The sequence below is a fragment of the Kitasatospora sp. NPDC057904 genome, from assembly GCF_042887925.1.
Classification (GTDB): Bacteria; Actinomycetota; Actinomycetes; order Streptomycetales; family Streptomycetaceae; genus Kitasatospora.
The window spans coordinates 114511-117362 of sequence record NZ_JBHVOL010000013.1 but is presented as its reverse complement, the minus strand read 5'-3'; the positions used below and the strand labels follow the sequence as shown (position 1 = coordinate 117362).

Below are 2852 nucleotides of genomic sequence, written 5' to 3'. Positions count from 1 at the left end.
CCCCGGCCCGCCCGCACCCACCCCCGCGTCGCGGGAGCCCACCCCGGGCTCCCGCGACGTCGCGGTTTGACGCGGTCCGCGCGCACTTCGCCGACCGCAAGCCGACCACTACGCGAGCCGTGAGGCTCTGATCGAGCTCATGCGAGTGAGCCTGAGGGCACGCAGATGATGTTTCGGAGGCAGGCGAACGGCCGGGACTCCAGGCCGACCGTAGGTTCCCGAGCGTCCAACCACCGTTCAGGACAAGAGATTTGGACGCTCACCTAGCCACCGCGGCCGCACAGTTGGCGGTAGCGTGCGGCGGTGGGTGCCGTGCGGTGGGGCCTGGAGGCTACGGATGGGGACGACGATGCTCGGGGATCTGCTCGACGAGGCCGTGCTGATACTTGAGAAGGGCGCGGTGGGGCCGGACGCGCGGCGGGAGGCGGAGGAGCTGGCCGCGCGGGTGCTCGGGGTGGAGCCGGGCGGGCTGGATCCGCGGCGGGAGCTCGACGGGAGATCGGTGCGGCGGTTGCGGGACCTGGTCGGCCGGAGAGCCGACGGCGTGCCGCTCGGCCACCTGACCGGGCGGGCCGTGTTCGGGGGGCTGGAACTCCTCGTCGGGCCGGGGGTGTTCGTGCCGCGGGTGCACAGCGAGCTCGTCCTCGCGGCGGGCCTGGAGGCCGTCGCGGAGACGCAGGCGCCGACGGTGGTCGACCTGTGCGCTGGCTCCGGCGCGATCGGGCTGGCCCTCGCCCACGCGCGGCCGGACGCCCGGGTGCACGCGGTCGAGTTCGATCCGGTCGCCGCGGACTTCGCCCGCCGCAACGCGGCCCGTCGGGCCGCGCTCGGGGACACCGGGGTGACCGTCCACGAGGGCCCGGCGGACCGGGCGGGCGCGCTCACCGGCCTGGCGGCCGGGGCCGACCTGGTGCTCGCGAACCCGCCGTTCATGCCGGACACGGCCGACGTGCCGGACGAATTCGGCCGCTACCAGCCCCGCCAGGCCGTGTTCGGCGGCGCCGACGGCCTGCGGGTCGTGCGGCAGGTGGTGGAGGCGGCGGCCGGGATGCTGCGGCCGGGCGGCGCGCTGGTGGTCGAGCACGGGCACCTGCACGGCGCGACGGTGCCGGCGCTGCTGCGGGAGTCCGGCCGCTTCGCCGAGGTGACGTGCCGCCCGGACCAGGACGGCTGGCCGCTGTACTCCTCGGCCGTCCGGACCGAGGCCTGAGAACGCCAACGGCCGGGCCCCTCCCGCACCGTGCGCGCACAGTGCGGGAGGCGCCCCGGTCTCTTTCGGCTGCAAGATCTGATACGTTCGCAGGCATGTTCCTCCTCTGTGCGTAGAAGCCGCCGTCGCTGCGTCCCGTCCGGGCGCGGCCTTTTGCTGCCCACGCACACGTCTTCGCGCATTCCCGAGGAACACGTTCATGTCTTCGCCTCTCACGGCACGGTCGTACGCGGCCGTGCTGCGGATCCCCTACGCCCGCCGCACGTTCGGCGCGGCGCTGCTGGGCCGCCTTTCGTACGGAATGGTCTCTCTCGCACTGGTCCTGGCGGTCCGACGGGCCACCGACTCCTACGCCGCGGCCGGCGGCGTCATGGCCGTGTTCGGCCTCACCAGTGTCTTTCTCTCTCCAGCCCGCGCTGCCCTGGTGGACCGGTACGGACCGCGCCGCGTGCTGCCGGTCATGGCCGCCGGCTACGCGGCGCTGTTGACCGCGCTGGCGCTGGCGACTGCGTGGTCGGGCGCGTCGGCGGTCGTGCTGGGCGTCCTCGCCGGCGCCGCCGGGGCCGCCACACCGCCGCTCGGTCCGGTGATGCGGTCGTTGTGGAGCGCCCTCGTCCCTGATCGGGGGTTGCTGCAGCGCGCGTACAGCCTGGACGGGGTGGCCGAGGAGCTCCTGTTCGTCACCGGACCCCTGCTGGTGGGTGTGCTGGTGAAGGTGGCCGTGCCGTCGGTGGGTCTCGCGGTGAGCGCCGCCCTCGCGTTGACGGGAGCACTCGCGCTGGCCACCTCCCCGGCGGCCGGCGGCTGGGCCGCTGCGGGGAAGACCGAGGACGGCGGAACGCCCGGCCGGCCGGGCGGCCGTCCCGGGCCGGGGCAGGCGATCGCCGTCGCGGCGGGCGTGGGCGTGGCCCTGGGAGCCCTGGACCTCCTGGTGATCGCGGTCGCCGACGCACGGCACGTCCCGGACGCGGTGCCGTGGGTCCTGGCGGCGCTGTCGGCGGGCAGTGCCGTCGGCGGTCTCGTCTACGGCGCCGTCCCGTGGCGCAGCTCCAGCAGGCTCCGGCTGTCGGTGCTCGCGGTCGCGCTGGGGCTCGTCCTGGCGGCGACCGGTCTGTCGCCCCACCCCTACGTGCTCATCGTCGGTGCGGCACTGGGCGGGCTCTTCGTGGCCCCGGCCGTCACGACGGCGTATCTGATCGCCGACGAGTGCGCCCGCCCGGGCGCGCGCACCAAGGCGGGCGCATGGGTGAACACGGCCCTCAACGCCGGCTCGTCGTCGGCGACGGCCGGCGCCGGGCTGCTGGTGGGGCGGCTGCCCCTGCCCGTGTGCTTCGCCCTGGCCGCGGCCCCCGTCGTCCTGTCCGCCGCGACCGGGCTGCGCGGCCGCCGCCGCTCCGCGCTCCCGGCCCCGATCGGCGGGGAGCCGACGGAAGGCCCTGACGCCGAGCAGCAGCGCCACAGTTACGACGTGGGGCGCTTCTCTGCACTTCACTCAATCAAGCGATGCGGCGGGCCGGTTCGGCGGCGAATGTTCTCTCACCGGTGATCACCTGGGTTCCGATGCAACACGGTGTCCGTCAGGTGCACTCGCGCCGCGCAAGGCGGTCTACCGGATCAGAGCCCACTGGGAGGGCGAATCCGC

At 74.9% G+C, this 2852-nt stretch carries 2 protein-coding genes; both read left to right on the top strand.

All coding sequences use genetic code 11. The annotated features are described in order from the left end of the window. Positions 1-337 precede the first annotated feature (337 nt). Positions 338-1210, top strand: coding sequence for a N5-glutamine methyltransferase family protein (locus ACFVSN_RS29550; RefSeq protein ID WP_387594059.1), 873 nt, complete (start codon positions 338-340; stop codon positions 1208-1210). A gap of 199 nt (positions 1211-1409) precedes the next feature. Next, complete coding sequence (locus tag ACFVSN_RS29545; RefSeq protein ID WP_387594061.1) at positions 1410-2756, top strand: MFS transporter; 1347 nt, start codon at positions 1410-1412, stop codon at positions 2754-2756. The last annotated feature ends 96 nt before the right edge of the window (positions 2757-2852 follow it).

Coding starts and splice junctions, on each gene's coding strand:
- ACFVSN_RS29550 (WP_387594059.1), top strand. CDS start 338: ATGGGGACGACGATGCTCGGGGATCTGCTCGACGAGGCCGTGCTGATA.
- ACFVSN_RS29545 (WP_387594061.1), top strand. CDS start 1,410: ATGTCTTCGCCTCTCACGGCACGGTCGTACGCGGCCGTGCTGCGGATC.